Origin of the sequence: Streptomyces sp. B1I3, from assembly GCF_030816615.1 — a bacterium.
Lineage (GTDB): Bacteria > Actinomycetota > Actinomycetes > Streptomycetales > Streptomycetaceae > Streptomyces.
This window is the reverse complement of the sequence record NZ_JAUSYD010000001.1, coordinates 249,432-276,216: the sequence shown is the minus strand read 5'-3', so window position 1 is coordinate 276,216 and position 26,785 is coordinate 249,432. Positions and strand designations below refer to the sequence as shown.

Below are 26,785 nucleotides of genomic sequence, written 5' to 3'. Positions count from 1 at the left end.
CACCCCCGATGCCCCTGCATCACGGCCGGCTTCCGCGCGCGCTCCCGTCACCGTGCGGTTCCGGGCAGCCGCTTTCGGATCGCCGTATTCGCCCTCGACGACTACCGGTCTTCAATAACGGTGCGTCAATCACCATGTACAGCTAGCAGTAGGGAAACACATGATCATTCGTCCCACGACCGAAGCCGACCTCGAGCGCGTCGTCGCCTTCACGGTCGACGAGCCTGTCGGCTGGATCGATGCCGATCGCTACACCGATGAACTCCGCCAGAGCATGTACCGGCCGGAGTGGACCTGGGTCGCCGAGGAGGGCGACCGGATCGTGGCCCGGGCGCTGTGGTGGGGGCAGTCCACCAGCGCGCACCCGATTGCCTTGGACTGCCTGCACGTCGACAGCACCGTCACGGACCGATCGGCGCTCGCGGGCCGACTGCTGAGCGCCGGCCTGCGGTCATTCGCCGAACAGGGCGCAGCCAAACTGCCGCTGTACAACCTGACATTGCGGCCCGGTTGGCGTGCGGACCCGGCCGTAGCCGCCGCCACGGCCTGGCGACGCGCGGCGGCGATGGACGCCGGCCTGACTGACGAGGTGGAACGCCTGCGCCTGGAGTGGCGTCCCGAGGTGGGAATTCCTCGCCCGAGCGGCCGGCTTATTTTTTCCGAGGCATCGGATGACGAGTTCCTGGACATGTTCCGGCGCATAGCTGAAGGCAGCCTGGACGGCGAGACACGAAGGAACGTGGCGTCCCGCGGCCCGGAAGCCACCGCTCGGGAGGAAATGGACTTCTACCTCGGCTGTCCCGGCAAGCGGGAGTGGTGGCGGCTGGCGTACACCGCCGAAGGAGAGGCCGCCGGCCTCGCGATCCCCTCGGCGACTCCGTACCACCGCAACGTCGGTTATCTGGGTGTGGTTCCGGAATTCCGCGGTCTCGGCTACGTCGATGATGTCCTCGCCGAGATCACGCGGGTGCAGGCGGAGTCCGGTGCCGATCTGATCACCGCCACCACGGACACGGGGAATGCACCGATGGCCGCGGCATTCGCCCGGGCCGGCTACCAGGTCTCCGAGATCCGGATGATCTACTCGGTGCCTGTGTCATGAGATGAGCGTGGAGCCAGTTCGGCTCGGGAACCTATGCCGAGCTTGGGGAAGGCCCGGTAGAGCTGGTGTCCCACCGTGCGCGGACTCAGGAAGAGCTGCGTGGCGATCTCCCGGTTGGTCGCTCCTGTCGCGGCCAACCTGACGACCTCTCGCTCCTGCGGGCTCAGCCGGCCGAGCCGCGTGTCCGTGGTGCCGGAGGGGGTGCCTCGCCTGCGGCCTGCAGCTCGGCGCCGGCCCGACGGGCCCACGGCTGGGCGCCCAGCCTGCCGAAGGTCTCCAGTGCCTCACGAAGGTGCTGCGGGCGTCTATGAGACGCCGGTTGCGGCGCAGCCATGCCCCGTACAGCAGTCCGGTGCGGGCTCGCTCGAAGTCGCTCTTGCCCGCGTGGGAAATGCAGGGCGGCCACGACGTGCTCCTCGGCCCGGTCGTCCGGACCGGTCAGGGCCGTGCAACGGTGAGCCGCTGCGCTGACGGCCGGATGCCCCATGAGCGCCGTTGCGCCCGTGCCCGGTCGATTCGGCCGAGGGACACATCTGCTGCCGCAAGCAGGCGTCCGACCTGGGACATGCTCGTGCTCGTTCTGCGACTGGCGCCGATGCCCGTACGCCTCTCAGGGGCAGGTACCGTCCCGTCCACCGCCGACCGCCTCCCTCTCCGCTTCCGTCCGAGGAAGGTGGCGTTCTCGCGGGATCACCGGGCACGCTGGAGGTATGACCGCGATATACGAAGGCCCTGCCACGCTCGTCATCGCAGGAGAGGAGACGGAGGTGATGGCTGCTCTCCAAGCCGTCGACCGCGGCGCGGCCGGGGGCTGGTCGGGCACGGTTCACGCCGACGGGCTCCAAGCATCGTTCTGGGCGGCTGTGCAGAGCAGTGGTGTCGTAATCCGCATGCCCGACGGCAGCCAGGGGTCGGCCCAAGTCGACATGGACGCGGAAAGCGGGAGCGCCATGGTCAGGGGCGACGGCCCGGCGCCCTTCTGAATCACGCTGCCCGCCCGTGCAACGTCGCGGGCGGACCATGCGCCACACACGGCAGGACCGCATGCGGTGGGACCGCACGGTCATCACCGAGGGCATGACTCTCGCCCGCGAGGCGGCCGTGGGGGCGGCCCGTACGCACTCCAGGCGGCGATCGCTGCGCAACACGCCGTCGCCCCGGTCGCGGCCGCGACCGACCGGGCGGCGATCGTGGCGTTGTTCGACAGTCTCCTCACCCTACGGACGAACCCGGTCGTGGCCCTCAACCGCGCCGCCGTCCGCGCGGACGCACTGCGCGCCGCCTCGCTCGCACCCGTGGGGCAGCGGAGGCGTACCGGGTGGCAGCCGCGATCGCCCCGAACGAGCCGATCACCCGCTAGTACATGCAGCGGGCCGCCGAGTTGGGACAGGCCGGCTGACGAGGTCTCGGAACGTGCTCGTGCCGCACCGAACAGGTGGACGGCACGAGGGCCCGTGCCCGGCCCACCTTCTCCCGGGGGCCGCGAAGGTGTGGTGATCAGGGCAAGGACAGCGACGGAGACGCCGGCACCCCGTCGAGGCTCGGGCCATCGCCGCACGCCGGCTTCGCGAAGCGAAGACCGTCGGCGGCGACCAGCGTTGCGAGGGAACCACGAACTCTCGCCCGTACGGCCCCGATGCCGTGCTCTAGGCCTGCACCACCGCAGGTTCCACGACCAGGGCGACGAAGAAGCCCCACCCGAACGGTGTGCCGGCCCAAGGGAGCACACGTGTCCCTCACGCCCGTCGTCGGCCTCGACCGCGCACTCGGCTCACGGTCCGCGCCACAGATTGGCGAAGGCGGCGTTCTCGATGGTCCGCCTCTGGCGTACGGCCTCCAGCTCCATCACCGCGTCGTGGACCGCGGCCACCACGGTCGTCACCGCCTCGTCGAGGTCGCCCTCGATGTCGGACCGTCCGCCGTCGATGCCCACGACCGAGGCGAGTGCGGTCAGGACGGGTTCCCTCTCCTTCCAGCGGTCGACTGCCCGGCGGCGGCTGGGCGTATCAGCCGGCTCCATGCGTTCCGAGCCCAGCGACAACCGGCCGCTTCGCTTCCGGGTCAGTTCGCCGTCCTGTTCCAGTGCAGTCTGGTACGCGGCCGAGAGGTCGCGGCCCCGGCGCCACAACCAGTCCTCGATCCGCTCGTAAGGCGGTTGCCGGGTGAGTCGAGCCACAGCCTCACCGAGGAGCTGATCGTCCGGCGTCGGCGGCCCGCCCGGCACGATGAGGTCGTCGTCCACGGTGACGGCCCCCGCACCGATGAGATCGATCAGCTCGGCTCCCGCGAGCGCCAGCGACAGGTCGCCTTGTCCCACGGCGAACTCCGGCCTCGGGTCCATGGCGATGATGAACAGGTCTTTCGCCGTGTTCATGAACGGCTCCCCTCGGAGACATCGACAAGGGCGCGTCCTCACCGGTCCGGCTCGCTTACGGAGCTGGTTCGGCGGCGAGGCGACTGTCACGATCAGTATGACCTCCGCCCGGGCGGCCCAAGCCGTTGCGAGGCGGATGTCCTGCCGTCGGCGTCGGGGCGGCCGGTCGTCGCCGGGGCCCCTTCCCGGCCGGCAACGGCCCGGCCGCTCATGCGTGGGCACCATCGAGTGGCAGGGCGCCGGAAGACTCGGCCTTCCGCGAGACCGCATGAAGGTCGTCATCGCGGGAATTCGGAGATTCCACCACTGGGAGGCGATACATGACCATGACGGAGCAGGGGACCGAAGCGGGGGCGGACGAGAAACTCTGCGTTTCCTGCGGAACGAATGAGGTGAGCACCGAACCGGAACGAGCCGAAACCGCCCGTGAGCGGGTCAACCGCCGATGGAACGAGCTTCTCCAAGAGACGAGGGTGGCCCAGACGGGCGTGCAGATCCTGTTCGGCTTCCTGCTGAGTGTGGCCTTTACACCTATGTTCCACGACCTGGGCACATTTGAGCGCGCCGTCTACGTCACGACGGTCGTGCTGGGGGCCGCGGCCACTGCGTCGCTGATAGCCCCCGTTTCCATTCACCGCTTCCTGTCCGGCCAGCGGATGAAGGACGAAGTGGTCGAGGCCGCCGGCCGGCTGATGATCTGCGGAATGGTGCTGCTCGCCCTGACCATCGGATGCACCCTTCTGCTCATCCTTTACGTGGTGGTCCCGGGGCCGCTCGCGGTCGTTCTGGTAGGCAGCGTCATGTTGTGGTTCTGCCTCTGCTGGTACGTTTTGCCACTGCGACTGCGCCGCCGAGCCACCCGGCGCCCCCAGTGCCGGCACGGAATGAAGAGGTCAGACGCTTCTGCCTAGTGCTGTGACCGGGATGGTGCACCGGGGGTTGCTGGTCGCGTCGGCAGGCGCTGGGCCGGTCGGATGTGAGAACACATCCGATCAGGCACCGTGGAGGCGCGGGGTGACAGAGCCCGTTCGAGTCCGCAGACTTGGCACGGGCCGTCCCGTCAAGGTCTCCCGCAGCGGTGGATCGGGCGAGGACTCCCTGGTCACGCATCGCAGTCAGCACCCGGCAAGGAAGTGGTGTAGCGGTGAAGACCCGGGGTAGTCGAGCCGCCGAACCACTAGTAGGTGACAGTGAGAAGGAGACTCCGGTGCTGATGGCCCACCCCGCCGTGCTGCAGAACCTCGTCGAGCAGTACGACACCCTGCGCATCCTGCAGGCGGACAACGGTGACGCGGAGGTGCGGCAGCGGATGGACGACATCGCCTACACACTCTGCGTGGCCACCGGGACTCGAGACATCGACGTGGCTCTTGTCGCCGCACGGCATCAGCTGCCCGGCGCGCGCCCTCACGACGACTCTCTCCTCACCATCTGAGAGGACCGGACACCCGGCAGCCGCCATCGCCCCCTATGCGCCGAACTGTTGGGCCGACACACCCCGCACGTGAGGCGCTGAGGCGCAGATGCGCGGCTGTCACTCTTCGGGCGACAGCGCCCGCGTGCGACACAAGGGCGCCCCCCTACCGGCCGACACCGTCCTCCGGCGTTCACGGCGTCCACAGGCGACGGCCGTCCGTCCGTGAACCCGGGTCCGGTGTCACCGGGTTCTCTGTGGGGGAGCGGGGAGCGGGCTCCGCGGTGCCGGGAGGGGCGGCTACGACCTGGCCACATACCCCGAGAAGACGTTTTCGCTGCGGTGGTCCGAGCCGTGACCGAGAGCCGAGGCGGCGATCTTGTCCTGGACCCGCTCGGTACCACGGCCCTCGCACTCGACCTCGACGTGGCGACGCCAGGCGGACGGACAGTCCTCTTCGGTATCGTCGGCGGCGCCGCGTCGGGCGCCTTGCCGCCCGCCGGACGCCTGCTGGGCAACACCCCTCACCGTCACCGGCTTCAGCCGGCGGGGCCTGATCGCCTCAGCTCTCGGCAAGGTCGCCACCGCGATCAGCCGCGTCCTCGGCTTCCTGACGGTAGGCCGACTCTCCACGCCCGTAACCGAGTCGGAGTCCCTCACCGAAGTCGCCGTGTGCACATTCCGGTCGCACCACCCTGCTACGACCGCATGAGGGAGGAGAGCGCGGAGCGAGGGGCCGCGCGGCGCAGCCCTGGATCAGGTTCGGGCGAAGGGCGTCACCCCGAAATGGGGTGCAAGCGCACCACCACCCCCCCCGCCCGAACAGAAACTCCGAGGGGGTGAACCGCCTCGGTCTCGACAGTGCTGTGACGGAGAACGAGCACCGAGAGCATGCCAGGACGGGCTGCGTTCGCACGTGGCGCGTCGGAGTATGCCCCGGATGGACTTCGCGGCCGTCACCGGCGCCCCTGGCGGTAGAACCGGCTCCGGCGGGCAGTTGCGCCGGACGGAGGAGCTCGCAGGCACGAGAGCGAGGCCACCGTCGGACTGGGCGGGATGGTGGGCTCGGGCCAGGGGCCTTCCGTGCGGGCCATGACGGCTGAGCGATGGATCGGCTTCTCGCCGGGCTCTGTCGACGGACGATGTGCGCGACGCCCATAAGGGCTCGGCGGAGATCGGAACGACACGCTCCCGGTCGTGCTGGGAAAGCGTAACCACAAGCAGGGCGATGACCTCGCCGCTCAGCCGGTGGAGTGAGCCGAGGCGTGGCAGCGGCGAAGCTCCGGAGCCAGGACGGTGGAGGAGTGGCGAAGTGGTACCGGGCGACAACACTGCGGCCGGTTCTGTCGCGATGAGTTGCGCAGACTGCACCAGTCATTGCCTGTACCGATCAACCGCACCCGAGGAGAACGGCATGACCGCCACTTACACCTTCGACGTCTTCTCCAGCCTCGACGGCTATGGAGCTGCCAGCGCCAACTGGACCGGCTATTGGGGTAAGCAAGGTCCCGAGTTGCTCGACCACCGCCTGGCCTTGTACGACGTGGAACAGCGGATGATTTTCGGGGCCAACACCTATCGGGCATTCGCGCGGATGCTTGCATCGAGCGCCCAGGAGCCCGAAGTGCGTGACCCATGGGTCACTCGGATGAGGAGCCTGCCGGCAACGGTGGTGTCGACGACGCTGGAAGGGCCCCTCGACTGGCCGAACGCGACCCTCGTGAGCGGTGACGCCGTCGACGTCGTCGCCCGGCTCAAGGAGGAGTCCGAGGTTCCGTTGCGCTCGCACGGCAGCCTGTCGTTGAACCGGGCCCTGATGGCCGCCGGCCTGGTCGACCGCGTGCAGGTGACGCTTTTCCCCGTCATCACCGGTCAGACCGGGCTGGACCCGATTTTCCAAGGTGCGGCCGACTTCGATCTGGAGCTTATCGAGAACCGGACACTCGACGGTCGCATCCAAGAGCTGATCTACCGACCCACTCTCCACTGACCTGTGGAACTTCGAGGCTGAGCGGCATGCCGTCCGGATATCACCCTCCGCGCCCGGGAACTCGTCGATGCGGGCACATCCGTCGAGGGCGCCGGCTGCCCCGAGCCGCCACCCGCCGTGGGGAGCCGTCAGGGCATGATGCAGGATCGCCCTCGTGAACAACACCAGCAGACGCACCGTCCTCGCTTCCGTCGCCGCCGTCGCCGCCGGTCTGCCCACCCTCAATGCCGTGATGGGTAATGGCGCCACCCCGGCCGCGGCAGTCGACCGGTACGGGTCCAATACCGAGTTGTACACCCGTACCGCGGCGGGGGAGGGCACCGACTGGATGCGCCGGTTCCGCATAGGTGAGCCGGTGCACTTCACGGACAATGCCCGCAGCACGAGCGGCCCCGTCAACAACACAGCGGTGATAGCACCGCACGGCGGTGGGATCGAGGCGGGTACGAGCGAGCTGTGCATGGCCATCGCCGGATACACGCCCTTCGACACCGGTACCGACCCGGCGAGCGCGGCGGTACCGGGAGAGCCGCAGCGGGACTACTGGATGTTCGAGGCCCTGGCCAACTCCGCCGCGCAGCACGTCACCTCCACCCACTGCGACGATCCGGCCGCCCTCGCCGTCTGCACCGGCAACCTGTACGCCGTCGCCCTGCACGGCTTCGACGACCCGGCCGCGAGGAAGATCATCATCGGCGGCCGGGACGAGCGGCTCAAGCGCAACCTACTGGCAGCCTTCACGAAGTACGGTCTGACCTCCCCCACGGCCGACCCCGGTCGGGACGTGACCGTGGTTTTCGCGGGCGCCACCGACCCCATCAACGGTGACGACCCGGCCAACATCGTCAACCGCACACGCACCGGCGCCGGCGCCCAGCTGGAGCTGTCCACGGCGCTACGCAAGGCGATGTTCGGTGATTTCTCAGGTGCGGCCAAGCGCAGGACGACGGCCGGCGTGCCGAGCACCGACAGTCCTTACGCCGATCACTTCTGGAACAGCGTCGTGAGCGCAGTCCGCGAGGCGATCAAGAACCACGAACTCGGCATCGACTCCCTTCCTGATCTTTAGGCGTTTACCGGCTGGCTCCTCGAACGCGACCTCGGTGTCCGGGTAGGACTGCGCACGGCCGAGCAGGGCGGTGGGACCTGGAAGTGCACCGCGGCCGCTGGTCCCACGCCAGGTGCAGGGCAGGTATGAGGTACGCGCCATCGGAAACGGTCGACAGCGGCGGCCGTAGCCCCTGGCCGTCGTGAGCGGTCTTTGACGTACACCGGTTCAGCGCACGGCCTTCCGGCCTTTCGTTCACCGACTGGTTCGACGGACGAGCGGTGGACCGAGGACGCCGAGGTGACGCAAGGTGACAGGACGTGCGCCCTACGCCTGTGGCCGGACGACCGGCACCGGTGCGCCGTGCACATCGAACACGGTGCGACCTGCGCTGTGCTGCGCACGGGCCCGGTCGAGTCGGAGATCTGCTCAGCCGAGTACGACGACCTGCCGGACGACCTGCCGCCCGCGACCGTGCTGCTCATCAGCTCGGTGGAGGCCACCTGTGACGGTCCGGACGACATCGAACCCGGTGTCGCCACAGAGGATCCCCGCAGGTGATTGCCCCGGTTCGACGGCCGCTGTCGGTCCACCGAGGTGGCCGGCGGAATCAACGGGCGGGTCCTCGGCGTCACGCTCTCGGCGACACCGTCCGCCTCGACGCCTTCAGGTACGCAACCGACGGCGACGCGACCGTTGCCGAAGAGGGTGTCGGCCCCCCATTGTCGTACGAGGCGCAGGAAGTCACTGCCACCCGCCCCGCGTCTCCTGACCGGAAAGGCCTTGTTGGCGCAACCCGACCCCCGTCCCTACCCGCCGGGCCGGCGCAAGCGCCGTGGGAGCGCTCCCGCACGCACGCGCGCATATGTCACGACAACGGAAGGACCGCTCATGCGAACCACTCGTCACCTCTCCAGGCGGGCGCTGCTCACGGCCGCTGCCGCGAGCGCCGTCACCGCCGTGGCCTCTCCATCCCAGGCGTCCGTCACCCACCACTGCCGGCCGACCGCCCCCGCGGCCACCTTCCGGACGTCAGGCCGGGTCAAGAAAGCTGCCGACGGCTCCGTGCAGTACACCTGGCCAGGCATCGCCTTCGAAGGCCGGTTCAGTGGCACCGGCGTCGGGATCGTGCTCGACGACTCTGCCAACGACTACGACGTCCAGATAGACGGAAAGACCGTCAGCACACTGGTGACTCCCGGACGGACCACGTCCTGGATCAACGACCTCACCGCTGCCGAGCACAGCGTGCGGCTCGTCAAGCGGACGGAGAGCCCGTGGGGCGTGGGCCGGTTCGGCGGATTCGTCGCCGCTGCCGGAGGCGCTATCCTCCACGCCCCCGCGGCGCGGACCAGGCAGATCGAGTTCATCGGCGATTCCTTCACCGCCGGGTACGGCAATGCCTCGGGCACGCGCGACTGCTCCGCCCACGGAGGAGTCGACCGCAACAGCAACGCGGATCTCGCCTTCGCCGCCCTCACCGCCAAGAAGCTCAAGGCCGACTACCAGCAGAACGCGTTCTCCGGTCGTGGCATGGTCCGCAACTACAACGGCGGCGAGCCAGGCACCGACTACCGCACCTACTACGACAGGGCCCTGCTGAACGTCCCCGGCGACGTCTGGCAGAAACCGGGCACCTGGCAGCCGCAGGTCGTCGTCATAGGCCTGGGCATCAACGACTTCTCGACCCCGCTCAACCCGGGCGAGCCGTGGGCCACCCAGAACGACCTGGTCACCGCCTACGCGAGTGCCTACCACGGCTTCCTCGACAAGCTGCGTGCCCGCTACGGCACCCGGACCTTCCTGGTGGTCAGCGCCACCCCCGTGTCCGGAACCACCGCCTTCGCCGACACCGCCCAAAACATCGTCCGGGACCGCAAGACGCAGGGCGACAACCGGATCGGCTACTGGTACTACGACGATCCGGGCCTGGACCGCCTCGGCTGCGACTGGCACCCCTCACTCCACGACCACCAGATCATCTCCGGCCTGCTCGACCAGTACCTCGCCACTCTTCCGCTGCACTGGTAACCGGGCACCCGGTCCGGGCCCTCCGGGCCCGGACCGGGTGCCCACGACGACTGCGAGCGGCCTGACCTCGTGATGCCAGGAGGGAATCAGCCTCCCGGTGCGCCCGGCACCGTCGGCCCTCGTCCCGCCTTTGTCGCCCTCATGCTCCCGACGACCTGCACTGCTGAACCGTCGGCGCGAGATGGCGACCCGGGTTCAGGACACATGTCCGTCGGGCTCCGCTCCGCCGCACCCCGTGGCGACCCGCGGACAGGGTGCTGGTGCCGAGAGAATGTCATCGTGCCGGCAGATCCTGAAGATGCCGAGGGCGTGCCCGTAGCGCCCTGTAGCCTCTCGCGTCCCCATCTGCGAGAGCCTGTTCCAGCAGGTGGGCGATCGGCGAACTCCTCAGGCAGCCTGGTACTGGTGCGCCCGGCCACCGCGCCACTCCACCCACGCGGGGTCATCGAGCAACTGGTCGGCATCCGGGAGCCCGGCACGCCGGAGGAATTCCTCGACGTCGCGGTCGTCGTAGGCGAGGCCGGCGATCTGCCCTCGGATGGTGACCCGGCGGCCGCGGGTGGGGGAGGGCCGGTGAATGACTATCGGCGCGCTCATACTCCCAGCGTGCAGCGCCGGCCTCGGCACAGCACTCCGAGCACACCGTCCCGACAGTGGTGAAACACCTGTCAGCACCAGCCACGTCTCGTGCTGACAGTGGCCAGGGTCTGCGTCAGGCAATGCGGGTCCGGGCGCACGCTCATCTCGTCGGCGAGTACGGTCCCGCACCGTTTGCCTTGGCGGACGCTGACGGGCGGCAGCTGAACGCGGGAGGAACGGGTTGACCCGCGTGACATGCCCGTGCACGTGCGAGTGCAGCCGGATCGATCAGGAATCGAGAAGCGCTGTGTGCGAAGCCGCCTCTAACCTGGCGTTATGGACATCACCATTCACATGAGTTCTCTCCCGCACGACGACCCGGATGCGTCGCTCGCCTTCTACCGCGACGTTCTCGGCTTCGAGGTCCGCAGCGACGTCGGACAAGGCAGGATGCGCTGGATCACCGTTGGTCCGGCCGGTCAGCCCGATACGTCGATCCTTCTCGCGCCGCCGGCTGCCGACCCGGGAGTCACCGAAGACGAGCGCCGCACCATCACCGAGATGATGGCCAAGGGCACCTACGGCTGGATCCTGCTGGCCACCCCGGACCTCGACGCCACGTTCGAGAAGGTGCAGGCCGGTGATTCCGAGGTCGTGCAGGAGCCGACCGAGCAGCCGTACGGCATTCGCGACTGCGCCTTCCGCGACCCGGCGGGCAACCTGATCCGCATCCAGGAGCTTCGCTGAGCCTTGCGGGTACCGCTACGGCCGTGAGGGCGGAATCGCGATGACCTGGAAGGGACGCGGCGTGGCACCAACGCAGAGGTGCCCGCCCTGCCGACCTCACCGGGACCGCGCACGGGTACCTGTTGCACCGAATCAGGGTCCCGACTCCGTCCCGCTGCTGTCCAGCAGTTGCCCGGCCGGCTGCTCGACAACTGCGGCGGCTGGTCAGCACCACCGAGCGCCTGGGGTACCTGCCCCCGGTAGGCACCCCAGGCGCGTGTAGACGTCGATGGAAGACGAGACAAGGGGAGCGTTTCATGTGCCAACCCGAGTGGAGGCATGCTCGTGTCCAGGCGCAGCGCCTGACTGACCTCGCGCGACTGCGCCACGTGCGCGACCGGATCGACAGGCAATACGCGCAGCCGCTGAACGTGGAGGCGCTCGCCCGCGACGTGAACATGTCCGCCGCACACCTGAATCGGCAGTTCCGGGCCGCCTACGATGAGTCGCCGTACACATACCTGACGGCGCGTCGCATAGAGCGTGCGACGGCGCTGCTGCTGCGGGGTGACCTCAGCGTCCCCGAGGTGTGTTTCGCGGTCGGCTGCGCGTCGCTGGGCACGTTCACCACCCGCTTCACCGAGCTGACAGGCGTGCCGCCCGGGGCCTTCCGGCGCCCGGCGGCGGGTGTGGCGGACGGCCGAGCTGATGCTGCGAGTGCAGTCCACGCTGCGGGCCCTGCGTCCACGCCGGCGGAAATGCGAGCGCAACCAGTGCCCTATGAAATAACGCACACTCCGCCGGTCGAGGTCAGGTGATGCGGCGGTTATGGCGAATGGTCGCTACAGCGGTTCGGGGGAGCAGGGAGAACGGTTGCTGCCGGCGTAGAACTCTCCCATATTACTCAACTGACGTCCGAGCCGTGCATTACGGAGGGCGTAGGGAGGAAGCGCCTTGACCAGGAGGACAATTGACGTCACGTCGGCGACCATGACCAACGCGGGCGCTCCTCGCATATCGCCGAAGGGCTCCATAAACACCCGCACGGTCCGCGCTGTAGATGATGAGCGAATATTTCAGTCCGAAAATCTATATCTCAGAAACAACGGGCAGCCGATGCACCCGAGTGGGGTGCAGGGGACCGATCCGGGTCAGAGTCTCACATACGACATCACGAAGCGACTTACCGTTTGTTGGCTTTCGTGAGAGGGCGGCAGGTACTGAGCGCTTGACTTCGCCGGTTGAGCGTTGACACACGCGAGGAGCGTGTTCTGCCTGTGACGGACGGCCGGGCTTCGTCATATCGGCACCGGCCGCGACTCTCTTGGCTATGCTGCGGCCCATGGGTCTTTTCAGCAAGAAGCCCAAGAAGCGCAAGGAGCCCGAGCTGGGCGAGCAGCGGGGGATGAGCTTCGGTCGCGGTGAACTGGACTCGTTGAGGCCGTTCGTCATGCCACCCGACCGTCTCCCGCCCGGTGTCGCCGAGGGCGCGCCCGTCGCCCTGCCTGGTCTGGTCATGGCGACGGCCCTGTTCGCCGGAGGTCGGCTCGACTTCGTGCCCGTGTCGTCCATGAGCGAACTCGGCGGTACCGAGGCGGTGTGGGTACGGGCGATGCGCAACGTGGAGAACCTCGACAGCCTGCGCGTGGTGCGCGAGCTGTGCGACGCGACCCGTGAGGACACCGAGTTGGTGACTCTCATGGGTGACGACCCTTTTGTCGCCTCCCGGGTGGCTGTACTGGACTGGTTGGTCGGGCAGGTGCACGGAGCCCCGCCCGGATACGGCGTCATGGTCGCCGTGCCCTCGTGGCACACGCTGATCCTGCATGTGGTGCGGGGCACGGGGGTCCTGACGGCCGTCGAGACCATGGCGCTGGCGGCAGGGCACTGGTTCCAGACTGCGGAGGACAACCGGGGCGTCAGCCCCGACGTGTACTTCGTCGCCCCCGACCGCCGGGCTCAGCGCATCGCGTACCCGGACGCCGACGGCAAGGTCGTCATCGACACGACCGGCCTGATGGGCGACATGCTGTTCGGCCCGGCACCGCACGGTCTCGGCCTCAAGGGTTAGGCCCTGCCGCGTGTGGTCCCGGGCGAGTTGACGCCGGTCGGAAGGCCATCTGTCTGGCCGATGGCCCTACACGGTCGCATCGATGACGCCCGGCGGCCCCACCAGCCTGCCTTTACGCCACTCAGCGTGCTTCGGCTCCGTGGGCGTGCGAATAGCGGTGACACCCAGCCCGTAAGAGCCGGCGTCCAAGCGGTTGCCGCCGGACCTTGTCCTGGTTCTGGATGGCGTTGTGTGGCCTGCGGCGTCGTATCAACTGTCCGACGCCTCGTTGGCGTCGCGTTGCCGTACGGAAGCTGCCGGACACGCAGGTCGTCGAGCAGTCCCGCTGTCAACGGGATCGTCGAAGCATGTGGGACCGCGCCGACGAAGACCAGCCGCCGTGCCTTGCGCCTGGCGGACGTGCTGTTCTGGTCAGCTTCGCCAGGCGGGCACGGCCGGCAGCGGTACGGGCGGATCGACCGTCAGTACGGTCCCGTCCGTGCGGCCGGTCAGCCAGCCCAGGAGTTCTGCCGCCGGCCCCGACACCTGTGGTCCCTTGCCGTCACCGACCTGGCGCAGCGCCTTGTCTTCGTCGGCGAGCAGCACCACGGCAGGGGCGTCGGGACGGTCGCTGAGTGCCTCTGCCGTGGTGGCAAGTTCCCGCATCACGAAGTAAGGGGGCCAGTCCGTCGGCCTGTGGCCCGTCCCCAGATCGGTGTGGTGCACCTCCACCTCACGCAGCATGCTGCCGATGGCGCCGCGCACCGGTCGCAGACCTCCGCCAAGCCAGCGCACCGGTACATCCCAGGTGTCCTCCGGCTGGTCATGGGCGGCCCGAAGAAATCGGTGCAGCGCATTCTCCAGATCGTCGGCCAGCACGGCGGCCGGACGTCCAGCACCTTCCTCGATCTCCCGTTGTCGCTGGGCCTCGTCGCTGTATTGCGGCAGGTCCGTGCCCGTGCGGGCCGCAGTGAGCAGCCGTGTTCGCGAGTCCGCGCTACGTGCGACGTGGGTAAGTACGTGTGCACGGCTCCAGCCGGGTAGTCGCGAAGGGGCTCGCACGTCGTCATCGGACAGGGTGATCGCGGAGGCGAGCAACCGCTCCACAGATGTACCCAGCAGAGGCAGCAGAGCGGTAGGAGACTGCGTCTCGTCGTAAGTCATGGGTCTTCTCCTACCCCCATCCGCGCGTCACCTGATCCACCCAGCGCCGGCTCTTGGCGCATGTCGAGGACGTGCCCCGGCAGTCCAGGCATGGTGCGGTGCCGGACGCATGGGGCGAGGACCTGAACACATGATGCGGCCGCAGTCGGAACTCGGTACGGCAGCTGCCCACCGCTGTGTTGGCGCCCGTCCGTGGCTTTCGCACCAGGCCATAGTTGCTCTGACCGCATAGGTTCACCGGATTGAGGCGGGCCAGTCGGTGGATAGCGTGTAGTGCCGGCCCGGGCGCCAGGTAGGCGGCGCTTGGAGCAGTTCTTCCAGCGGTGTTCCGGTGAGCAGATGGTCGAGTGCCCATCGGTTGGCCGAATGGGCGATCACCAGGACTCTGCTGCCGTCCCATCCGGTGGCGAGGTCGTGAAGGAAGGCACGGGTGGCCGTGACGACCTGGCGGTAGCTCTGGCCTCCCGGAAATGGTTCGTCGATGTGCTGGGCTCGTTGGGCGGCGATGAGGGAGACCGGGTGTCCGTTGAGGTCTCCGTAGTTGCACTCACGCAGGCGGATGTCCTGGTGGATCGGGGGACGGCCGTCGGGGAACGCGGTCCGGGCTGTCTGGACAGCGCGGTGCAGGTCGGAGGCGAACACGGCCGCGAAGCCGTCGCCGGGTCGACGTTCGCCCAATTCCCGGGCCTGGCGGCAGCCCAGGTCCGAGAGTCGGCCCGGGAGCCAGCCGGTGGCGATGCCGGCTTCGTTGTCCGTGGTGGTGGCGTGTGTCTCGTAGACGATCTCTACTGCCATCAGGGCTCCTGGATGTCCTCGACAAGTCAGGCGGCATGGGCGAGCGGGCGGCCTCCCCGGCGGAGTCCTTTCTCGCTGCGGATGCGCGATCGTTCGCGGCGTTGGGCGGCCAGGACCCCGGGGCGGCAGGTGTTGGCGTCGCGCCACCGCAGGTAGCGGTGCGGCGCGCGGGTCTGGACGGTGTGGTCGGAGTAGTTCGAGTGGGCCTGGGTGAACTGCCGCAGCGGTCCGACATGTGCCTCGATCGGGTTCGCCCAGGACACTTTGGTCGGGGTATAGCACAGCTCGACCCGGTTCCTTTCGGGCCCACTGGCGGATCTTGGGCGCCCTTGTGGGTGGAGAGGTTGTCCGTGATCACGTAAATCGGGGCGCCGTCGGGGCGCCCTTGGATTCCTGAAGGATTCCTGAAGGGGCCTTTCCACAAGGCCCCTTCAAGATGTCGCGTCAGCGAGGATCTGAATCTCGCCCGGTGTGCGGGCTACCGCTCAGGCGTGGTCCTCCTTCGCCAGGATGCACAGCAGCGAGCAGGCGACGGCCGACGACGGCGCGCTGGTGGTCGGCGGTGTGCCGTGCGGGGCATGGCCGACGCTGAAGGTGGCGCTCGCGGTGTTCTTCATGGGGAGGGCGAGGAGGAACGAGGAGCAGTAGATCTGACGGCTCGCCCCCGCCGCCAGGGTGAAGGTGCCGGCGGCGGTCCGGCAGGAAGGTGTGGTGGGGTCGTTGACACTGACGTCGACGGCGTCCACCGGGCCGGTGTTCGTGACGGTGATGCGCCAGCGGGCCGTGCCGAGCAATTGCAGAAGACCGACCGGGCTCTTCTTGGCCCAGGGGCCTGCGCCTCCGGGACCGCAGGCGTGCGGCGAGGAGACGGTGCAGATCTCCTTGTCGACCTTGACCTCGGGACGGCACTGCTCTCCGGGGGCGACATCGAGGGAGACGGTGTCGGAGGTCAGTGCGCCGGTGCTGTCCGAGCCGGTCGCGGTGTCACTGACCGACGTGGTCGCACAGTCGGACGAGACGACGGTGCGCAGGCACATCTGCGGGTCGTCGCCCTCGAAGGAGACGGTCAGCGCGGGGTGGTTGGTGGCGGTGAAGTCGGTGGTGTCGGTGAGGACGAGCTGGACGGTGACGGTGATGGCCGGGTGATCAACTGCGGAGATCCCGGAGAGGTCGACGATGCCGGTCGAAGTCAGCGCCGGTGAGGCGATGACGCTGCCGTCGGGGTCGGTCACCGACACGGTCGAGGCGTCCAGATCGGCGTGGGAGAGGTCGAAGTCCTCCAGCCGGGCCTGCGTGTAACCCTGGACGTGGCCAGGCGCGCCGTCGCAGTAGAAGGCCGCCGGCTTCAGCTCGACCGAGGCGCCGGTGTGCACGCACGGCGAGGCGCCGGTGGCGGGGTCGATCGAAAACAGGATCCCGGCGTCACCGAGGCCGATGAGGCAACGGGTGGTGCTGTCATAGGCATAGCCGTAGTCGCGGGTCGCGCCGCCGTTGACGCCGGGGTGACCGGCCACGGCTGGGAATCCGGCGCACGGCTGGGCGTGTGTCCAGCTGTAGCAGACGGTGTTGCCGGGCAGCGGGCCGCCCCAGACGGGGAAATAGCTGCGGGTCTCTCCTGCGGCCGTGACCACTTCGGGGTTGAAGACCAGCGTGCCGCCGGGAAGACCGGCCAAACCGGTCGCGGAGGATGTCGCAGGGGCGCCGTCGAGGGTGTAGCAGGTGATTGCCGGAGCCGCGCCGCTGGAGGCCGCGGCGCACACGCCGTCAACATCCCCGGTGGTGTCGTAGGAGGTGAAGGCGTTGTACGAGTAGGAACCCGCGCCCGGGCCGGCCGGGTGCGGCGTCGTCCAGCCGGCGCATGTCGCACCGGTCTCGGGGTCGAAGCAGCCGAGGGCGGGTGGCCCGGTGATTGTCGAGCCCGAGGTCTGCGGCGATGAGGAGGCGAAGACCTTGCCGTCCGCCACCACCATGGCACCCATGTAGAGGGAGTTCGTGGCACCCGGCACATCGTGGTTGGGCGGCACGACGGCCGCGAACGGTTGCCCGGTACAGGGGGTGCGGGTGGTGAGACTCATGCACAGGACCTGGCCGGTGCTGGCCACGCCGTACACGTTGCCGCCACTCGCGACGAGTCCCGCCAGGCCGTTGGCGCCGGAGGACGCTCCGTTCGAAGCAAGCAGCGGCACGAAACCGCAGTTGGCGCGCGTGCCCATGTCCAGACAGCCCGCGCCGACCGAACCGGCGGCGACGGCCGGGTAGTAGACGACGCCCGGCCGTCCGGGGTCCAGCACGTACTGCGGTGACAGAGTGGTGAAGACGTTGCCCGTGTCGCCGCTGCCCAGTGGGGCGGACGTGGTGTTGAGCGGACGCGGCCAAGGGCCGCCGACGCACGGCTGGCCGGTGGACAGGTTGTTGCAGACGACCATGCGGGCGGCCGGGCCGGAGTGGTGGTAGATGTTCCATGCTTCGACGTCGCCGGACGCGGTGCGGTACAGGATGGGGGTGAAGCCGTCACCGCCGGTCGAGCGGCTACCGGCCTGCACCGGCGGCAGCAGTTCGCTCCGCGTGGAGGTGTTCGGGGGAGCGGCGTCGGGTCTGGTCGCCCGGACGGCACGGGTGGCCGCCCCCTGGTCGGTGGGGGTGAAGGTGGTGCCGTCGGTGGACCACGAGGGCGTCCAGCCGGGCGGCACCCGCAGCGAATCGGGTACGTAGGTCTGGGACGTTCCGGCACCCGTGATCGGGTCGGTGATCGTGGTGGTCGCCGGGTCGCCGGATCCTGCGTCGTGGTACCCGATCGCCCAGTTGACGGTGTCGCCGTGCTCGGCCGTGACCTGGCCGGAGTGCGTCACGTTCTGGACGGTCTTGGTCAGAGTGGAGTCCCCCGGCACGTCCGCGGTGGCTGCCACCAGGGTGGACGCGTGTGCGAGCACAGGCTGGACGGAACCGACGGCCGCCGCCAGCAGGGCCGCACTCAGAGCTACGGCTGCCCGGCGCACGGACGGCCGTAATATTCTTCCACAATGGTGCGATCGGGCCACAGAATTCCCACCTTCGTCTCAGAAGATCAGGCTGCGGCGCACCACAGGATTTATGGATGAGCGCCGCCGGATTCACCGTAGAGACGATTAGCAAACGCGTCATCCGATCTGACTAAGCCCGTGCCTCGGTGATCGAAATTGGTTTCAAAGTGCCGCAAAATTTCGCGTCCGCGCCCATATTCTGTTGTCCGGCTTCGTGTTGTAGGTGATTTGGTGGAGCGCCGGACAGAGTATCGGCACATTGAGCGCTTACCGCGTGGCCACTGATCGGGCGACGTCGCGGCGGTGCATGCGCAGTCACGCAGCGACGGGAAGCATCAGGGACGCCCCATAGGAAGGGAAAACTTCACCACCTGTGCACTGCACGGTGTCGGGCGCTCTTCTGGACGAAGGAGCAGTACTGGGCCATGGTCTCCCGGCATTCTGCGGGCTCCAGCTCACGCCCTGAGGGCCGCTCGCGTGCCCACCGCTGCCAGGGGCCGTCCGGCGTGAGGAAGCAGGCTGCATGGTCGGTGCCTTGGGCGGTGTCGAGGTGGAACAGGGCGCCAAGGGCGGGATGCCTGGTCATAGCCCAGGTCGGGGCGGGCCAGGTAGCGGTCGAGGTAGGTGGTCAAGAGGTCGGCGTCGGATGGGGGCCCGAAGGGGGCCAGGGCGATGCAGTACGCGTGTCCTGCGTACGGGGCCGGCGGAGGGCTGGTGGCATTGGGAAGAAGGGTGCGTCACCGCTGCTTGGAGGTCCACGGCCACGGACCGAGCGGCCGCGTGTGCAGCGGGAAGGCCGCCGAAATCTCTGTCAGCGGCATCGTGGATGATCGGGCGCATGACACATGGTTCCCGAGAAGCCCTTCGATCCCTCGCCTCGCAGCACCTGTCGCCCGACGATGCTGCGAAGTGGCTCGGTCTGCTTCGCCCTGGTATGCGTCTTGAGGTCGCAACTGGCACTGACGACGCTGTGGGGCGCCTCGGTGGTCTTCCCGCCTTGCCTGCCAGCGCGGAGTGGCCGGTGTGGGAGGGGCATGGTCCGCTCTCCTTCGTCGCCTCGATCGACTGCGCGCGTCTGCCGACGGCCGCGCTGGACATCGATCTGCCAGAGGCGGGAACGCTGCTGTTCTTCTACTTCGACGGGCAGTTGGACGACGGCGAGGCCCTCGTTCTGGCCGACGACCCGGAGAGCTGGGCGGGTGCCCGTGTGCTCTACGTGAGGGCCGAGGAGGAGGTGGCGGAGCGTGTGGCGCCTGCCGGGCTGAAGCGGTATCTGGTGGTGCCGCTGGCCGCTCGGGTGGAGATGACGGCGACCGAGCCCTGGCATCCCTCCGTCCGGGCCGCCTTCGCTCCGGGAGCTTCTCTTGGCAACCGGTACGACCATCCGGTCTGCTCGCAGGAGTTCCTGAACGCGCTGTGGGAGTTCGACGACGAGGTCGGGCATCAGATCGGCGGCCATGCTCAGTCGGTGCAGAACCCGGTGGAGATCGAGATCGCGGAGGCGGTACTGGACAGCGAGGTGTCCTGGGCCGACCCACGGCTGTCCGAGGAGGCGGGCAATTGGGTGCTGCTGGCCCAGTTCGACAGCGAGGACGCCGCGGACATGATGTGGGGCGACGCCGGAGCCCTGTACTGGCTGATCCGCCCGGAGGATCTGGCCGAGCGGCGCTTCGAGCGGGCGATGTTCACCTGGCAGTGCAGCTGATGGCCGCGGTACCTCCCGCTTGGGGAGTCCAGTACACGCTGAGCCTGCCGAGCGAGGGCGCTGCCCGCGCCGCCGCGGCCGAGTTGTCCGGGATGGGGCACCGTCTGACGGCGGTGCGCGTCCACGATCACTTCCGGTTCGTTCCGTCGAGCTTCTGGTACGGCCAGCCGTCGATGGACCCGGAGCTGGAGGGGTGGTGGCAGGTTTTCTCGCTGGCCGTCTACTGCGGGCAGGAGCGCAGGGCTCTCGACCCGTTCTTTCGGAGTGAACGGATTCGGGTGGCCCATGTGGCCCGAGCACACGGCGGTTTTCAGCAGGGGTACAGCGAGGGGCATGCTGCGACTCTCGAAGGAGTCTTCACACGGGACGGCCTGGTCCATGAGCAGGCCGGCGCCGATGTCGCCCTTCCGAGTCCTCTGCCCAAGGACCCCTCGCGGCCTCCGGCCGGTCCGCCGTGGAAGTGCAGTGAGGTTGGTGAGCCCGCAGCGGTGGTCCAGGCCGTAGTGGCGGTCGCAGAGCGCATGTACGGCAACGTGGAGAGCGTTCCGGACGCCGTGGGATGGCTGCTCGACGAGGAGTTCGCGTTCGGCGAGCCCTATGGGTCCACGGGTGATTTTCTCGGCGATCTCGCGGATGCCGTGGCCCACCAGGGCACTTGTACCGACACCACCGTCGAGGCCGTCCCGTTCCTCGTCGAGCTGGTCTGCGACGACAACATCGCGCCCGGCAGCCGGTTGGTTCTGCTCGGCGACCTGCTGCGGTTCGCTGCTTCGGGGCCTGCGGCAGAAGTCTCCCTGGCCGATCGCATCACCGCGTTCGGGGGCGCCTGGGAGAAGTCTGCAGCTGACTACCTGACACGACGGGCCATCGGCGGCGAGCTGCCCAGGCTGCTGTCCCGATGGGAGGACGAGAGCGATGCCGTCCGATTCGCGCTTGCCGCCCTCACCGCGCTCTGTGGCACTCGTGACGAGCGCGCACTCGCAGGACTGGCTACTCTGCCGGCTCCAGCAGGCAGCTCCCGCGCCGATGTCGTGTCGCTCGTGGCATCCCTGCTGAGCAACGACCGAGAAGGCTTGGAACCTGCATTGGACCGGCTGGCCTCCTGGCTGCCCAGCGCTGCAGAGAAGGCAGCCGGCCCGAACGTGGATCTTCAGAGTCTGGGACTGGCCATCCTTCCGGGCCTCGTCCTCGAAGACGTGGCGTCGGGAATCGTGGCAGAGCGTGATCTGCCGTAACTGCTGACGATGTCATGCATGACGACTGGTGTCGCAGACACGCAGGTCTGGGGCGCCCGACTCCAGGCTTACTCCGGCGCGCCCCAACAGCCGGACACGTTGGTCATCTGGCTGCTGGGCGTGACTGGCACTCCCTACGATGACTGCGTTGTCCTGTCGTACGGGAGAACCGAGAAGAGGCAGATGGACTTCACAGGGGCGGGCGAGATGCACGCGGCTCCCGGGTTGCGGACAGCTGTCGGGATCTTCTCCGGCAAGACTGATCGGACGCTGTCGCGGATTTCGGAGCTCAAGGCAGAACTCGCGGACCTCTGAGTCACCGCTTCCCCGTAGGACACGCTGGAGGGGCCCTGGTGCCGTACGGCACCAGGGCCCCGAAGGAACTGCTACACCATCTGCCGGCCTTCGTGCTGCGCCGGCCTTCTGTTTCCGCAGACCCGACCTGAACGGCGTCGGGGGCGCGGGGATCGCGGTTGCTTGACCGGAGACCACCTCACTATCGATGTCCTGCGGTACCCGGACTCAGTGCTTCCGTCCGGGCGATCCTGATGGCGCCTTGCTCCTCCGTTCTTTCCCTCTGAACCAATCACTTACCGAACTGCAACTGCATACTGCCTGTGGCCTTGATCAGCGCCACGTTCCGGCAGCCAGCCCCGTCGCCCGTCATGCATGCGCTCTGGCTTGGAACCCCGCTGCCGAACTTCCCGGCACGCGCGCCGCAGTCAGGCGCCTTTGCCGAGGTACTGCTGACAACCACTGCTGGTACTGCCGTACTGCTTGCGGCGGCCCCTGATCACTGCGGGCCACCCGGTCCGGTCGTCAGTCCCGTCGCCATCCTGCAACCGCTCTGGCTTCAGAACTCCACCACCGCACCGCCCTGCGTACTGCAACTGCGTACTTTTGACCGGCTGTTCGTCTCAGCCAGGCCCCGTTGATCTCCGTTACGAGAGAAACCATAACCACTCCGCGCCTCAATGTCTACTCCAGCGAGGACAGATTTCTGCGTGCCTCCCAGTGAGCTAGTCGCCCTCATGCAGACCATTAGTACGGCCGTGCGGACCAAAAAGGCGGTCCTGGTCGTCTCCGAGCCCGTCTGAACGCCCGGCGCCGCGGCGGCACAGCGCTGCACGCTTCGCCTCTGTGCCTACTTGGACACCGCAGGCCGTCGCGGACGCCACCGCGCACGCGCGTGCCCGACCTGGACGGCGCACGGGAGGCCTCGGCCGGCTGATACTCGTCGCCCCTCATCCCCCGACAGCGACGCCGTCACCGCCTTCCGGCGGGCGGCGAATACGACCTCGGCGGTGGCCCCGAGCCACGGAACCGGGCCACGTGGGGCGCCGGCCACGAGTCGTGGAGGATCGAGTTGACCAAGGCAAGCCGGGACGCCTGTAACCAGTCGTGGGTAAGGAGATGCCGGGCGACGGCGCCGCCGATGTCATGGCTCGCCACGGCGATCGGCCCGGAGACCTTCAGCGCGGACGTGAAGCGCGCCCCCCAGTGCTCGGAGTCCTGCGCGCGTCGCGATGGTCTCGGCGTCCGACTCCCTCCGCGGCCTGAGACGGATGGAAGCGGAGGTCCCCACCCGCGGTCAGGGCTGAAAGCGCAGCCGGCACGATCGGCCTGGCGTGCCCTTCTCCACGAGCGCAAGCTGGTAAGTGAGCGAAGGGAGCCGGAACCATGATCACCGATCCCAATGGTCTCCTCGTGATCAACCCCGGCGAGGGGGAGAACACCGACCTCGGCGGCCTGGGCGTCGACTTCAAGGTCTCGGGCGACGCCACCCGTGAGAGTCTCGCCATCGTGGAGCACCCGATGGAGCCCGGGCGTCTGGTGCCTCCCCATGTGCACGAGAGCGAGGACGAACTGTCGTACGTCCTGGAGGGAACCTTCGGGGTGAGAGTCGGCGACCGGGTCGCCACCGCCGGTGTGGGCACCTACGTGTTCAAGCCACGTGGAGTCCCGCACACGTTCTGGAATGCGGGCAGCGAGCCGGGGAGGTTGCTGGAGGTCATCTGGCCTGCCGGCTTCGAGCGGTTTTTCGAGTCGCTGGGGAAGTTGGCGCAGACGGCGGGCAGTCCGGAGGAATTCGAAGCGCGCCGCGCCGAGTTGGCAGCTGGTTACAACCTCGAGTTCGTCCCCGACTGGGCTGACGAGCTCAAAGAACAATACGGACTCAAGCTTCTCGGCGAGCCGTGAGCTGAGCTTCCGAGCCAACTACCGGCGGGTTACGGGCTGCGCCGGCGATGCCCGGGTGCAGCTCGCAGCAGGCCTGCCGTACGTCATCCGCCCACCCCGGCAGCATGAACCGGAGCTCTGCTGCAGGGCTTCGGAAGTCGTACCTGCCCGCGCTCGCAAGCGGCTTGCAGTTGAGTGGCGGATCAGCGCCACTGTCGCCCGCGTCGGGACCCATCCATGCCAGGTGCCCGGCCGGGAGCCGTGGCGTCCGTGCGTGAGAGCGGGCATCAGCAGGCTCCTTGCTCCCACCGCCTGTCGAGGCCAGGTCGGTATCGATCGGGCGGATCAGGCCGTGAGATGCCCCATTACGCTGCGCATGACCTGGTGTACGGCAGCGCGGGACGCGTCGGTGGGATCGACTGCCTCGAAACTGTGGTGGCCGTCCGGTACGTCAACCACCTCGATGTTCGCCCCGCTCTCCTTCGCAGCGCCCAGGAACGCCTCCACGGTGACGGCGATCTCGGCGGTCTCCAGCCCGACGCGCACGAGCACGACGGGCAGGTCGCCGGCGTGGGCGATCGCGTCCGCCGGGCTGAAGCGGCTCCCGACGCGCCCCCAGTTCGGCAGCGGCGCCATGACCGGGTAGTTCGCCGCCAGGCAGCGCAGCCACGGCGGAGGCGCCGCCAGCCACTCGGCACTGATCAGGCCGCTGCCCGAGAAGAACCAGAGGGCGATCCGGTCCGCGTCCACCCGCGGATCCGACCGGACCAGCTCCACCGCGGCGGCCACGTCGTCGGCGGCACGCTCGTAGTCCGTCACGTCGTGCAGGCGGTGGTCGACCGTCACGCCCACCACCCCCCGTGCGGCGGCGTAACGGGCGTACCCCACCATGCCCGGCCACTCCCTGGGAGTCGGGCGGGCCCCTGCGGGGACGGGGCCTCCGTGCATGATCAGGACCGCCGGCCGGGGGCCGCGCGCGGACGGGAGGTGAAGATCGACGTGTGCGATCCGCTCGACGGGTGCCGCGGGCAGGTCCAGCAGGAACGGGCGCAGATGGGCCGGAGGCTCTGCGGCGTTCGCGGGAGCGAGCCGGTGCCCTTCGCCGGCTGCGGCCTGCAACAGGGTCTGTGCCAGCTCATCCGGGCTGGACAGCATCGGCCAATGCCCCGTGGCCAGTTCGAAGAACGTCACCCGGGGATCGGCCAGTGCCTGGAGTGAGGGCTCCCCGAGGTCCACCCGGGCCTGGACCATCGCGATCCCCGCCCCGTTGTGGGTGCACAGCACTCCGGCGAAGGGGACCGAGGAGACCGCCCCGGTCAGGCTCAGCGGCTGGAGCAGCGTGCCCAGCGGCTGAGGCTCGGCGAGCTCGGTGAGCCGGTCCAGCGCCGAGTCCGGTACACCTGCGACGCTGCCCCAGAGCTGCCAGTCCTCACGCGCCGGAGGCGGCAGCTCGGCCGACCGGGACCCGTCCTCGGCCGCACGCCGCATCACCTCTTCACGCAAATGCCGGTCGGCGACGGAGGCCAGAGCGGGGACGCCGTCCTGAGGCAGTCCCGAGTCCAGGTAGACGATCCGGGCGATCGACTCGGCGCGACGGTCGGCGGCACCCAGCACCGGATGGATGCCGTAGTCATGACCGACCAGGACGATCTCCGCGGGCGTCGTACGCGCGACCGAGTCGATCACCGCGACGACATCCGCGATGTGCGACTCGAGGTCGATGACCGCACCCGGGGCGGCGGGGACCCCGCCGAGCCCGCCGAGCGGCACCGTACGGACGTCGGAACCCGCCGCTGTCAGCCGGGCCGCCGTGTCGTGCCACACGTGCGGTCCGGTGAACATGCCGGACACCAGGATGAATGCGGTCATGGTCTCTCCTCGATACGCCGTCGTCCGCGGACCGGCACGAGCTCCGGCCGACCCCTCGCCGGTACCGTAGAAACTCCCCCGGAGGGAGGTTCAAGTGTTCTCGTCATGGGACGGCATGTGCGGCATCGGCGAACTCGCCCGGCGAGCGGAGGTCAGCGTCAAGACGGTCCGCTTCTACTCCGACCGCGCCCTGCTGCCCGAAGCGTCCCGGAGTTCCGGCGGACACCGCCGCTACGGCCCCGACGCCTTGGAGCGGTTGCGGCTGATCCGCGCCCTGCGCACCCTGGACCTGCCGGTCTCCACGGTGCACCGCGTCCTCGACGACGAGGACGAGAACGCCGCCGGCCGGACGGGCGGGGCTCTGGAGGACGCCGTCGCGGGACAACTGGCCGAGCTCGGGACACAGCTCGCTGCCTTGCGCTGGAGAGAGGCCGCGCTCCGCGCCGTACAGGAGAGTCCGAAGTCCGATCGCCCCGGCCGTCTGCTCCTGATAGGAGCCGTGACCGCGCCCCCGAACACCGCCCCTCTGGCGAGGTTCTGGCGTGCGTGGCTGCCACCGCGGATGCCACCCCGGTCCGTCAGCGCCTTCCTCGAGGCCGCTGTCCCGCAGCCGCCGCAGTGCCCCGAACCGGCCCAAGTGCTCGCATTCGCCCGGCTGTACGCCATGGTGACCGGACCCTGTGACGGCGACGCGCCCACCCAGCCCCACGCGCACCGATCGGTGGGGGCGCGCGGGTCGGCCGTGCTGTACGCGGGCCTTGCCGAGGCGTACGACCTGGCGGCCGCTCAGATGCGCCAAGGCGCAGAGCCGCACGCGGGGGAGGCGCTGGACGGGTTCGTGGACGCCTACGCACGTGCCGCCAACGCCCCCGACACCCCCGACTTCCGCCGTGCGCTCGCACGGCGGCTCGCGGCGGACCCGCGCCTCGACCGGTACTGGGAGCTGACGGCCGAGCTCGTCAGCAGGCACGGCGACCGGCCCGCGCCGAATCCGGGCACGTCACACGACTGGCTACTGGCCGCGCTGAACTCCGACCCGGGACGTGCGGCGGCCGCCCGGGGCGCTTGCAGCGCGCGGTTGCAGAACGAGCGCCGGTCCGAGTAGTGCGGCTGTTGGTCGTCGAGGCTCGGCACATCCTCGGTGTCCAGTCGGCCCATTGTTTTCGGGCCGACCTTGCCGTCGCTGGGTGAGATTGTCCTCGGCAGTTTCAGGGACAGTCGGTGTTCGCGCGGGACTCACGGGCCCTGGCCAAGGGCGTCGTCACGGTGCCACCCTCGTCGGTGTGCGCCTGCGGTGATCACCGCCGAGGTGAGGGGGACCGACTGTACGGCAGCGGCGCTCGCATGTGGCGGACGAGCATGACCGAGAGCATGGGGCGACGTGTCGCGCTCAGCGGCGACACCACCCCCCTCCTGCCGAGTTCCGCGACCCGCCCGCCCAACCGCTGTGGCGGGGCGGGCGGACATCCGGTTGTCGACGTCCGATGCGCAACCGGACGGCTGCC

24 protein-coding genes and 1 pseudogene are annotated in these 26,785 nt (G+C 68.8%); 16 read left to right on the top strand and 9 right to left on the bottom strand.

Annotation, left to right across the window (positions count from 1 at the left end):
- Positions 1–160 precede the first annotated feature (160 nt).
- A complete protein-coding gene (locus tag QFZ58_RS01385) occupies positions 161–1,102 on the top strand; it encodes a GNAT family N-acetyltransferase (RefSeq protein ID WP_307123018.1) in 942 nt (313 codons plus the stop codon).
- On the opposite strand, the gene QFZ58_RS01380 is transcribed toward QFZ58_RS01385, so the two are convergent.
- Positions 1,081–1,350, bottom strand: a complete 270-nt coding sequence (locus QFZ58_RS01380) for a response regulator transcription factor (protein WP_307123017.1) — start codon at positions 1,348–1,350, stop codon at positions 1,081–1,083. The two genes, QFZ58_RS01385 and QFZ58_RS01380, sit on opposite strands and share 22 nt — an antisense overlap.
- Positions 1,351–1,812: 462 nt before the next feature.
- On the opposite strand from QFZ58_RS01380, the gene QFZ58_RS01375 reads away from it, so the two are divergent.
- A complete protein-coding gene (locus QFZ58_RS01375) occupies positions 1,813–2,085 on the top strand; it encodes a DUF4873 domain-containing protein (RefSeq protein ID WP_307123016.1) in 273 nt (90 codons plus the stop codon).
- Positions 2,086–2,873: 788 nt separating this feature from the next.
- Here the strand turns inward: QFZ58_RS01375 and QFZ58_RS01370 are convergent.
- Positions 2,874–3,476 (bottom strand): GPP34 family phosphoprotein, encoded by a 603-nt coding sequence (locus QFZ58_RS01370; RefSeq protein WP_307123015.1) that lies wholly within the window; start codon positions 3,474–3,476, stop codon positions 2,874–2,876.
- Positions 3,477–3,796: 320 nt separating this feature from the next.
- Between QFZ58_RS01370 and QFZ58_RS01365 the strand changes: the two genes are divergently transcribed.
- The 6 genes from QFZ58_RS01365 (at position 3,797) to QFZ58_RS01340 (ending at position 9,959) form a co-directional block, all read left to right on the top strand.
- Positions 3,797–4,387 carry a DUF6328 family protein gene (locus tag QFZ58_RS01365; protein ID WP_307123014.1) on the top strand — a complete coding sequence of 197 codons (591 nt, stop codon included), beginning with the start codon at positions 3,797–3,799 and terminating at the stop codon, positions 4,385–4,387.
- A 296-nt stretch (positions 4,388–4,683) separates the two neighbouring features.
- A complete protein-coding gene (locus tag QFZ58_RS01360; protein WP_307123013.1) occupies positions 4,684–4,911 on the top strand; it encodes a DUF5133 domain-containing protein in 228 nt (75 codons plus the stop codon).
- Positions 4,912–6,304: 1,393 nt separating this feature from the next.
- Positions 6,305–6,880 (top strand): dihydrofolate reductase family protein, encoded by a 576-nt coding sequence (locus QFZ58_RS01355; RefSeq protein WP_307123012.1) that lies wholly within the window; start codon positions 6,305–6,307, stop codon positions 6,878–6,880.
- A gap of 154 nt (positions 6,881–7,034) precedes the next feature.
- Positions 7,035–7,949: a poly-gamma-glutamate hydrolase family protein gene (locus tag QFZ58_RS01350; protein WP_307123011.1), complete on the top strand. Its 915-nt coding sequence runs from the start codon at positions 7,035–7,037 to the stop codon at positions 7,947–7,949.
- A gap of 279 nt (positions 7,950–8,228) precedes the next feature.
- Complete coding sequence (locus tag QFZ58_RS01345) at positions 8,229–8,489, top strand: hypothetical protein (RefSeq protein WP_307123010.1); 261 nt, start codon at positions 8,229–8,231, stop codon at positions 8,487–8,489.
- A 330-nt stretch (positions 8,490–8,819) separates the two neighbouring features.
- Positions 8,820–9,959, top strand: a complete 1,140-nt coding sequence (locus QFZ58_RS01340) for an SGNH/GDSL hydrolase family protein (protein ID WP_307123009.1) — start codon at positions 8,820–8,822, stop codon at positions 9,957–9,959.
- Between the two features lie 387 nt (positions 9,960–10,346).
- On the opposite strand, the gene QFZ58_RS01335 is transcribed toward QFZ58_RS01340, so the two are convergent.
- A complete protein-coding gene (locus tag QFZ58_RS01335; protein WP_307123008.1) occupies positions 10,347–10,556 on the bottom strand; it encodes a hypothetical protein in 210 nt (69 codons plus the stop codon).
- A gap of 318 nt (positions 10,557–10,874) precedes the next feature.
- On the opposite strand from QFZ58_RS01335, the gene QFZ58_RS01330 reads away from it, so the two are divergent.
- The 3 genes from QFZ58_RS01330 to QFZ58_RS01320 all read left to right on the top strand — a co-directional run bounded on the left by QFZ58_RS01330 (position 10,875) and on the right by QFZ58_RS01320 (position 13,335).
- Positions 10,875–11,285 (top strand): VOC family protein, encoded by a 411-nt coding sequence (locus QFZ58_RS01330; protein WP_307123007.1) that lies wholly within the window; start codon positions 10,875–10,877, stop codon positions 11,283–11,285.
- Positions 11,286–11,581: 296 nt separating this feature from the next.
- Positions 11,582–12,082 carry a helix-turn-helix transcriptional regulator gene (locus QFZ58_RS01325; protein WP_307123006.1) on the top strand — a complete coding sequence of 167 codons (501 nt, stop codon included), beginning with the start codon at positions 11,582–11,584 and terminating at the stop codon, positions 12,080–12,082.
- 524 nt (positions 12,083–12,606) lie between these two features.
- Positions 12,607–13,335 (top strand): hypothetical protein, encoded by a 729-nt coding sequence (locus tag QFZ58_RS01320; RefSeq protein WP_307123005.1) that lies wholly within the window; start codon positions 12,607–12,609, stop codon positions 13,333–13,335.
- A gap of 411 nt (positions 13,336–13,746) precedes the next feature.
- On the opposite strand, the gene QFZ58_RS01315 is transcribed toward QFZ58_RS01320, so the two are convergent.
- The 5 genes and pseudogenes from QFZ58_RS01315 to QFZ58_RS01295 all read right to left on the bottom strand — a co-directional run bounded on the left by QFZ58_RS01315 (position 13,747) and on the right by QFZ58_RS01295 (position 18,879).
- On the bottom strand, positions 13,747–14,478 hold the full coding sequence (locus QFZ58_RS01315) for a maleylpyruvate isomerase family mycothiol-dependent enzyme (RefSeq protein ID WP_307123004.1): 732 nt from the start codon (positions 14,476–14,478) through the stop codon (positions 13,747–13,749).
- Between the two features lie 234 nt (positions 14,479–14,712).
- Complete coding sequence (locus QFZ58_RS01310) at positions 14,713–15,273, bottom strand: histidine phosphatase family protein (RefSeq protein ID WP_307123003.1); 561 nt, start codon at positions 15,271–15,273, stop codon at positions 14,713–14,715.
- Positions 15,274–15,299: 26 nt separating this feature from the next.
- Positions 15,300–15,655, bottom strand: a pseudogene (locus QFZ58_RS01305) (transposase); the annotation flags it as partial.
- A gap of 103 nt (positions 15,656–15,758) precedes the next feature.
- The gene (locus QFZ58_RS01300) at positions 15,759–18,269 is read right to left on the bottom strand and encodes a hypothetical protein (RefSeq protein ID WP_307123002.1); all 2,511 of its coding nucleotides are present in this window, start codon (positions 18,267–18,269) and stop codon (positions 15,759–15,761) included.
- A gap of 388 nt (positions 18,270–18,657) precedes the next feature.
- The gene (locus QFZ58_RS01295) at positions 18,658–18,879 is read right to left on the bottom strand and encodes a DUF6000 family protein (protein ID WP_307123001.1); all 222 of its coding nucleotides are present in this window, start codon (positions 18,877–18,879) and stop codon (positions 18,658–18,660) included.
- A 411-nt stretch (positions 18,880–19,290) separates the two neighbouring features.
- Here QFZ58_RS01295 and QFZ58_RS01290 point away from each other — a divergent pair, with 411 nt between their 5' ends.
- The 4 genes from QFZ58_RS01290 (at position 19,291) to QFZ58_RS01275 (ending at position 23,432) form a co-directional block, all read left to right on the top strand.
- Positions 19,291–19,998, top strand: coding sequence for a YwqG family protein (locus QFZ58_RS01290; RefSeq protein WP_307123000.1), 708 nt, complete (start codon positions 19,291–19,293; stop codon positions 19,996–19,998).
- The gene (locus tag QFZ58_RS01285; protein ID WP_307122999.1) at positions 19,998–21,233 is read left to right on the top strand and encodes a hypothetical protein; all 1,236 of its coding nucleotides are present in this window, start codon (positions 19,998–20,000) and stop codon (positions 21,231–21,233) included. The genes QFZ58_RS01290 and QFZ58_RS01285 overlap by 1 nt, the downstream gene beginning before the upstream one ends.
- 18 nt (positions 21,234–21,251) lie before the next feature.
- On the top strand, positions 21,252–21,548 hold the full coding sequence (locus QFZ58_RS01280; protein ID WP_307122998.1) for a hypothetical protein: 297 nt from the start codon (positions 21,252–21,254) through the stop codon (positions 21,546–21,548).
- A 1,365-nt stretch (positions 21,549–22,913) separates the two neighbouring features.
- Complete coding sequence (locus tag QFZ58_RS01275; RefSeq protein ID WP_307122997.1) at positions 22,914–23,432, top strand: cupin domain-containing protein; 519 nt, start codon at positions 22,914–22,916, stop codon at positions 23,430–23,432.
- 324 nt (positions 23,433–23,756) lie between these two features.
- Here QFZ58_RS01275 and QFZ58_RS01270 read toward each other — a convergent pair whose 3' ends face one another.
- Complete coding sequence (locus QFZ58_RS01270) at positions 23,757–25,280, bottom strand: alpha/beta hydrolase (RefSeq protein WP_307122996.1); 1,524 nt, start codon at positions 25,278–25,280, stop codon at positions 23,757–23,759.
- A 94-nt stretch (positions 25,281–25,374) separates the two neighbouring features.
- On the opposite strand from QFZ58_RS01270, the gene QFZ58_RS01265 reads away from it, so the two are divergent.
- Positions 25,375–26,385, top strand: coding sequence for a MerR family transcriptional regulator (locus QFZ58_RS01265; protein WP_307122995.1), 1,011 nt, complete (start codon positions 25,375–25,377; stop codon positions 26,383–26,385).
- The last annotated feature ends 400 nt before the right edge of the window (positions 26,386–26,785 follow it).